We start from the raw sequence: 6,304 nt of genomic DNA on the forward strand, positions 1-6,304 counted from the left end.
GCTGGCTGCACGCCGACGCCGACTGCCTGGTCTTTGCGCGTGAGACGTACGAGGAGTCGATCCTGGTGTGCGTGCGGCGGGCCCCTGGCGCTCCGCTCCGCCTCGGCGTCCAGGCGTCGGGCGTCTACAACGCCGAGGACGGCGACGTGCTGCCCGGAGAAGGGCCCTCACTCCGTATCTGGCGCCTCAGGCGTTGATCACGCTACCGTTGGCTTCCCCCCAGCTCCAACCCGATCGTGGTGTGCACAATGAGGTTGCTGCCCATAGCCGTCGTGGCCGCGCTCCTGTCCGCCTTATCCTTCTCGGTCCCCGCTCACGCGATGGCCGGCACCACGTACTACGTGGACTCCAAGGCGGGCAATGACGACTCGGCGGGCACCAGTGCCACCGCGCCGTGGAAGTCGCTCGACAAGGTCAACTCCGCCGACCTCAAGCCGGGCGACGCCGTCAGCTTCAAGCGCGGCAGCTCCTTCACCGGCCCGCTCCGGCTGGAGGCCGGCGGCACCGCGGCCCGGCCCATCGTCATCCAGGCGTACGGCCGCGGCCCGCTCGCCAAGATCAGCGGCATGGACGACGACTGCGTCGTGGTCACCGGCAGCCACTGGCGCATCAGCGGCCTGCGCGCCTCCGGCTGCCGCTGGGCCGGCTTCCAGGTCGGCGGCGACCACAACGAGCTGGCAGGCGTGCACGCCGACCGCAACATCGCCGGCATCTTCGTCACGCCGTCCGGCTCGCGCAACACCATCCGCGACAGCGTCCTGACCGACAACAACCGGATGAGCGTCAACGACGAGGGCGGCGACAACGACTCCGGCGCCTTCGGCGTGCTCCTCCAGGGCGACGACAACCTCGTGACCGGCAACACCATCACCGGCAGCTTCGCCAAGAGCATGGACTACGTCACCGACGGGTCCGCCGTCGAGATCTTCAACGGCGACCGCAACCTCGTCACCTACAACACCGCCAGGAACAACGAGACCTTCACCGAGCTCGGCGCCCAGAAGGGCAAGACCGCCACCGGCAACGTGTTCGCCTTCAACGTCGTGACCTCCTCCCGCGGCCGCGGCTCCTTCCTCATCACCCGCGGCCCCCACCACGTCGTCGGCCCCGTCAAGGGCACGGTCGCCGTGCACAACTCGGTCTACCTGCCGGCCAGGAACACCATCGGCTGGTCGTGCCACGACGGCTGCGCCCCGTCGATCCTGAAGCTGCGCAACAACGTGATCGTGGTGGGCGGGGAGGCCGGCTGGGAGGACGGCAAGGGGGCCGACGACGGCGGCAGCGTGTACAAGGGGCTCGTGGCCCGGTTCAAGCTCGGGCCGAAGTCGGTCATGGCCGACCCGAAGTTCGTCTCCCGGACCGACCTCCGCCTGCGCCCCGGCTCCCCGGCGCTCGGCCGCGGCCTGACCCTCACCCCCAAGTGGTACGGCGGAAAGGCCCTCGGCAAGGACATCACCGGCAAGCCCCTTGCCGGCACGCCGGACGCCGGAGCCTACCAGCACTGAGGTGCACTTCATATAAAGATATAGTCAGTGTATGGAGGAGTCGCGGCGCGAGCGCAAGAAACGCCAGACCAGGCAGCTGCTCGTCAGTACGGCGCTCAGGCTGTTCGCCGAGCAGGGATACGAGCAGACGACCGTCGCGCAGATCGCCGCCACGGCCGACGTCGCCACCAAGACGTTCTTCAACTACTTCCCGACCAAGGAAGACGTGCTGCTCGCCCAGGCCGAGCAGTACATGGAGCTGTCGGCCGACGTGATCGCCGGGCGGGGACCGGAGGACGGCGTCGCCGAGGTGCTGCTCAAGGCGTACAAGCAGGTCATCGCCCACTACCTGACCGTGGGCCCGATGGCCGGCGACCGCGAGCTGACGAAGGTCTACGAGCAGGTCGTCATGGCCGTGCCCGCCGTTCAGGCCAGGGCCCTGCACCTGCTGTTCGAGATGCAGCGCGAGCTGGCCAGGCAGTTGCTGAAGGCCTTCCCCGACAAGCTCGACCCGATCAGCGCCGCGGCGGTGGTCGGAATGTTCATGGGCGCGGTCCAGTCCGCGGGCGGCGCCGCGCGGGAGCTCGGCCAGTCGGAGGAGGAGATCGTGGAGTCGATGGACCGCAGTGTCGAGATCGCCCTGCGGGGGCTGCGCTCGTTCTAGAGTAGGCGGGTGCTTCCAGATCTTCGCCAGCCGCTGGTGAGGCAGCTCGCCGAGTCCGACGCCCCCCGCCGCTACTGGCACATGGCCGACGACGACGGGCGTGCCTGGCTGTTCGAGAGCGTCGAGGGCGACGGCCGCGAGCAGTGGGCGATCAGGCAGGTGCTGGTGGGCACCGACCGGGCCGCCCGCTGCTACTGGTGGCGCCACCTGCAGGACGAGCACGGCTTCCTCGCCGACCAGCCGCTGGAAGTCTGGGAGCTGACCGAGATCACGGAGCCGGCGTTCGAGGCCGTGTGGGAGGCGAGCGCCGGCTGAGCCCGGCTCAGCGGCGAGCGGCCAGCGCCGGGTAGACGAGCTCGAGATCACCTGAGAGGGCGGCCCTGGTCTCCTTGCTGACCGTGTCGGCCAGGACCTCGTACAGCCCGGCCTCCACGGCGTCGAGGGCCTGGGCGACGACCTCCTCCGGGGAGATCTTCGGATCGCTGACGCGGGCGGCCATGTCCGTGTCGATGTAGCCCGCGTGCACCCCCACGACATGGGTGCCCTGCTCCTTCAGCTCCACCCGCAGGGCGTTGGTCAGCGACCACGCCGCCGCCTTCGACGCGGCGTACGTGCTCACCTGCGGGAACGACACGAACGACAGCACCGACAGCACGTTCATCAGCGCGCCGCCGCCGTTGCGGGCCAGGACGGGGGCGAAGGCGCGGCTCATGGAGAGGGTGCCGAAGTAGTTGGTCTCCATCTCGGCGCGGGCCGAGTCCAGGTCGGCGGCGCCCGAGCGGAGGATGCCGGCGTTGTTGATCAGCAGGTCCACGTCGGCGCAGCGGGAGGCCGCGGCCGCGACCGCCGCCGGGTCCGTCACGTCGAGCTCGATCGGGGTCAGGCCCTCGGCGGTGATCGTGGCGGGGTTCCTGGCGGCCGCGTAGACGGTGCGGGCGCCCCGGGCCAGGAGGGCCTGGGCGAAGGCGGCGCCGAGGCCGCGGTTCGCGCCGGTGACGAGGGCGACGCTGCCGGAGATCTTCATCTTGATCCTTTGGTTGTCGTTAGAGGCGTTCGAGAATCAGGGCGTTGGCCAGGCCGCCGGCCTCGCACATGGTCTGCAGGGCGTAGCGGGCGCCGCGCTCGCGCATCGTGTGCACCAGCGTCGTGGCGATGCGGGCGCCGCTCGCGCCCAGCGGGTGGCCGAGCGCGATGGCGCCGCCCTTGACGTTGACCTTGGCCGGGTCGGCGCCGGTCTCCTGCAGCCAGGCCAGCACGACGCTCGCGAACGCCTCGTTGACCTCGAACAGGTCGATGTCGGCGAGACTCAGCCCCGCGCGGCGCAGCACCTTCTCCGTGGCGGGGATGACGGCCGTGAGCATGAGGATCGGGTCCGCGCCCGCGACGGCGAAGCTGTGCAGGCGGGCCAGGGGACGCAGGCCCAGGCGCGCCGCCGTCTCCGAACTGGCGATCAGCACGGCCGCCGCTCCGTCGTTGATCGGGCTGGTGTTGCCCGCGGTGACCGACCAGTCGATCTGCGGGAACCGCTCGGCGTAGCCCGGGTCTGCGAAGGCGGGCTTGAGCCCGGCCAGGATCTCCGGCGTCGTGCTCGGGCGTACCGACTCGTCCCAGGCCAGCCCGGCGATGGGCGCGAGCTCGAGGGCGAAGGAGGCCACGGCGGCCTTGCGGTGCGAGTCCGCCGAGAACGCGTCCTGCTGCTCACGGCTGAGCGACCACTTGGCGGCGATCAGCTCGGCGCTGATGCCCTGCGGCACCAGGCCCTCGGGGAAGCGCGCGGCCATAGCAGGGCCGAACGGGTCGGCGCCGGGAGGCACGTTCGACCACATCGGCACGCGGCTCATCGACTCCACGCCGCACGCCACCACCAGGTCGTACGCGCCCGCCATGACCCCCTGCGCGGCGAAGTGCACAGCCTGCTGGGACGAGCCGCACTGCCGGTCCACGGTGACCGCGGGCACCGACTCCGGGAAGCCGGCCGCCAGCCAGGCGTTGCGCGTGGTGTTCATGGCCTGCTCGCCCACCTGGTCGACGCAGCCGCCGATCACGTCGTCCACCAGCGACGGATCCACGCCGCCGCGCTCGATCAGGGCCCGCAGGGTGTGGGCCAGCAGGTCCACCGGGTGCACCCCGGTCAGGGCACCGCCCGGCTTGCCCTTGCCGATCGGAGTGCGTACGGCTTGCACGATGACCGCGTCACGCATCGCGCCCTCCTTGTGGGTTGGAAAACTGAACCCACTCTAGCGTGAGTGAGTTTGGTTTTCCAACGCACCTCTGATCAGCTGGAGAAGCTCACCACGCCGTTGATGATCAGATGGACGGCCGTTTCGAAGTCGCGGGCGATCTCGTCGGGGTCGTCCGACATGTGTCCCTGGGTCTCGGCCACGATGAAGCCCGAGACGAACGCGTTCAGGATCTCGCTCGTCCGCCGCAGCTCCGCCTCCGGCACCCCCGCCAGCCGCAGGATGCGATAGAGCGTCCGCCAGATCACCAGCCGATGGTCGGAGACGAGCTGCGGATGGGTGTGCACATATCCCCACAAGGCCGGATGCTCTCGGGCGTGCCGGTGGTAGGCCAGCGCGAGCGCCTTGAGCTGGTCCTGCCAAGAGGCGCCGTCGTCCGGCGGTATGTACATGCGCTCGGCCGCGGTGGCGCAGACCAGCCTGAGCAGTGCCTCCTTGTTCTCCACGTGGTGGTAGAGCGACATGGGGTTGACGTCCAGTTCGGCCGCCAGCTTGCGCATGGACAACCCCTCCACTCCGCCCTCGTCTATCAGGCGTACCGCCGTGGAGCCGATCTCTTCGAGAGTCAGGGGCGTACCCCTGCGTGCGCTCACCGCCATACACCGTATGGTAGCGTCAGCCATACGGTGTATGGCTAACCGAAGGGAGCAATCATGGCGCAGATCCCCGCACCCCAGGGCCTGCCCATCCTGGGCAACACGCTGCAGATTCCCTCTCACTCGCCGGTGGAGCACTTCGTTCAGGTCGCCTCCCGGTACGAGGAGGGCATCTTCAGGCTGGAGGTCGCCGGTCGCACGATCGTGCTGGTGTACGACCCCGATCTGGTCGCGGAAGTGTGCGACGAGAGCCGGTTCGTCAAGCGCATCCGGCCGCCGCTGTCGATCGTGCGCGACTTCGGCGGCGACGGGCTGTTCACGGCCGACCACGACGAGCCGGTGTGGGGCCACGCGCATCGCATCCTGATGCCCGCCTTCAGCCAGCGCTCGATGAAGGCGTACTACTCGCAGATGCTCGAGATCGCCGAGGAGCTCGTCGAGTCGTGGGCGGGTCGCCAGGGGGAGGACCTGCCCGTCGCCGACGACATGACCAGGCTCACCCTGGACACGATCTCGCTCACCGGGTTCGGCTACCGGTTCCACTCGTTCGACTCGCCCGAGCTGCACCCGTTCCTGCAGGCCATGGGCGGCGCGCTGACCGAGGCCATGCTGCGCAACCAGCAGCTGCCGTTCGTCACCAAGCTCAAGCGCGGGCACGAGGAGGCGTACCGGCGCGACATCGCCACCATGCAGGAGCTCGTCGACGACGTGATCAGGCAGCGCCGCGCCGAGGGCGTCTCAGGCTCGAAGGACCTGCTGGGCCTGATGCTGGAGGCGTCCGACCCGCAGAGCGGTGCCCGCCTGTCCGACGAGAACATCCGCAACCAGGTCCTCACCTTCCTCATCGCCGGCCACGAGACCACCAGCGGGCTGCTCTCCTTCGCCCTGTACAACCTGCTGCGCGACCCGCACACCCTGGCGCGCGCCTACGATGAGGTGGACCGGCTGCTGCCGGGCGACGAGCCGCCCACGTACGAGACGATCATGAAGCTTGACGTCATCCCCCGCATCCTGGAGGAGACGCTGCGCCACTGGTCGCCGATCCCGCTGTTCGGCGTGAGCGCGGTCGAGGACACCACAATCGGCGGCTACCCCATCGCCAAGGACCAGGGCGTCGGCATGCTGCTGCCCGCGCTGCACCGAAACCCCAGGGCGTGGGAGCGGCCCGACGAGTTCGACATCGACCGCTGGCTGCCGGAGAACAAGAAGAACCACCACCCCGGGGCGTACAAGCCGTTCGGCAACGGTGAGCGGGCCTGCATCGGCCGCCAGTTCGCGCTCACCGAGGCCAGGCTGGCGCAGGATCATCGCCAGCGCCAG

At 69.6% G+C, this 6,304-nt stretch carries 7 protein-coding genes and 1 pseudogene; 5 read left to right on the forward strand and 3 right to left on the reverse strand.

Annotated features, from left to right (window positions below; translation table 11 throughout):
* The 4 genes and pseudogenes from AB0J09_RS53175 to AB0J09_RS53190 form a co-directional block, all read left to right on the forward strand.
* Window positions 1–197, forward strand: a pseudogene (locus AB0J09_RS53175) (glycoside hydrolase family 13 protein); the annotation flags it as partial.
* 51 nt (window positions 198–248) lie between these two features.
* Window positions 249–1,505, forward strand: coding sequence for a right-handed parallel beta-helix repeat-containing protein (locus tag AB0J09_RS53180; RefSeq protein WP_360709708.1), 1,257 nt, complete (start codon window positions 249–251; stop codon window positions 1,503–1,505).
* Between the two features lie 31 nt (window positions 1,506–1,536).
* The gene (locus AB0J09_RS53185) at window positions 1,537–2,148 is read left to right on the forward strand and encodes a TetR family transcriptional regulator (protein ID WP_360709710.1); all 612 of its coding nucleotides are present in this window, start codon (window positions 1,537–1,539) and stop codon (window positions 2,146–2,148) included.
* A 9-nt stretch (window positions 2,149–2,157) separates the two neighbouring features.
* Window positions 2,158–2,463 (forward strand): hypothetical protein, encoded by a 306-nt coding sequence (locus tag AB0J09_RS53190; protein ID WP_360709712.1) that lies wholly within the window; start codon window positions 2,158–2,160, stop codon window positions 2,461–2,463.
* A 7-nt stretch (window positions 2,464–2,470) separates the two neighbouring features.
* Here the strand turns inward: AB0J09_RS53190 and AB0J09_RS53195 are convergent, their stop codons facing one another.
* From AB0J09_RS53195 to AB0J09_RS53205, 3 genes are all read right to left on the reverse strand, one after another.
* A complete protein-coding gene (locus AB0J09_RS53195; RefSeq protein ID WP_360709714.1) occupies window positions 2,471–3,172 on the reverse strand; it encodes an SDR family oxidoreductase in 702 nt (233 codons plus the stop codon).
* 19 nt (window positions 3,173–3,191) lie between these two features.
* On the reverse strand, window positions 3,192–4,349 hold the full coding sequence (locus AB0J09_RS53200; protein ID WP_360709716.1) for a thiolase family protein: 1,158 nt from the start codon (window positions 4,347–4,349) through the stop codon (window positions 3,192–3,194).
* A 74-nt stretch (window positions 4,350–4,423) separates the two neighbouring features.
* Complete coding sequence (locus tag AB0J09_RS53205) at window positions 4,424–4,987, reverse strand: TetR family transcriptional regulator (protein WP_360709718.1); 564 nt, start codon at window positions 4,985–4,987, stop codon at window positions 4,424–4,426.
* Between the two features lie 54 nt (window positions 4,988–5,041).
* On the opposite strand from AB0J09_RS53205, the gene AB0J09_RS53210 reads away from it, so the two are divergent.
* Window positions 5,042–6,304 (forward strand): cytochrome P450 (locus tag AB0J09_RS53210; RefSeq protein ID WP_360709720.1); only part of this gene is annotated, 1,263 nt, incomplete at its 3' end.

Origin of the sequence: Nonomuraea sp. NPDC049784, from assembly GCF_040659615.1 — a bacterium.
In the GTDB taxonomy this organism is placed as follows: Bacteria; Actinomycetota; Actinomycetes; order Streptosporangiales; family Streptosporangiaceae; genus Nonomuraea.

Excerpts from the sequence above, each read along its gene's own strand:
- AB0J09_RS53185 (WP_360709710.1), top strand. The coding sequence starts at position 1,537 with ATGGAGGAGTCGCGGCGCGAGCGCAAGAAACGCCAGACCAGGCAGCTG.
- AB0J09_RS53180 (WP_360709708.1), top strand. The coding sequence starts at position 249 with ATGAGGTTGCTGCCCATAGCCGTCGTGGCCGCGCTCCTGTCCGCCTTA.
- AB0J09_RS53205 (WP_360709718.1), bottom strand. The coding sequence starts at position 4,987 with ATGGCGGTGAGCGCACGCAGGGGTACGCCCCTGACTCTCGAAGAGATC.
- AB0J09_RS53200 (WP_360709716.1), bottom strand. The coding sequence starts at position 4,349 with ATGCGTGACGCGGTCATCGTGCAAGCCGTACGCACTCCGATCGGCAAG.
- AB0J09_RS53195 (WP_360709714.1), bottom strand. The coding sequence starts at position 3,172 with ATGAAGATCTCCGGCAGCGTCGCCCTCGTCACCGGCGCGAACCGCGGC.